This is a genomic window from Streptomyces chisholmiae (assembly GCF_031845445.1).
Classification (GTDB): domain Bacteria; phylum Actinomycetota; class Actinomycetes; order Streptomycetales; family Streptomycetaceae; genus Streptomyces; species Streptomyces chisholmiae.
Window position 1 is genome coordinate 1 of the sequence record NZ_JAVREO010000265.1, and the last position, 414, is coordinate 414.

The following is a 414-nucleotide window of genomic DNA, read 5'->3' on the forward strand; positions in this document are numbered from 1 at the left end:
GTCACTGCTGCAGCGGTTGTCCTCGGCGCTCGGCGAGGTGTCCTCCGTCGTGGAGGAACCCGACGGGGCGCTGACGGTGACGGTCGACGGTTCGGTGGCTTCGGTGCGGGTCGTGGCCATCGCCGAGGACCTGGAGATGGTCTCGCTGACGCAGCCACTGGCCTGGGATCTGCCGCTCAACAACAAGATTCGCGAACGCGTTTCCGACCATGCCAGCAAGACCAGGCTGGGCACGGGGGGGTTGGGGGAGAAATTGGTCGAGACACCGACCAACGGCGCGACACCCAAGGGCGCTGCGCGCAAGCGGCCGGCCAAGAAGGTCGCCGACGTGATGCGGCGCTACAACTTCCCGGCGGCCGGGCTCACCGACGACGCGCTGCGCACGCTGATTCTCATGGTTCTGGCCACCGGCGC

Annotated in this window: 1 protein-coding gene; it reads left to right on the top strand. The window is 68.1% G+C overall.

Translation table 11 applies throughout. The features are described from left to right. Positions 1-49 precede the first annotated feature (49 nt). Positions 50-414 (top strand): hypothetical protein (locus tag RM844_RS33125; RefSeq protein ID WP_311671124.1); only part of this gene is annotated, 365 nt, incomplete at its 3' end.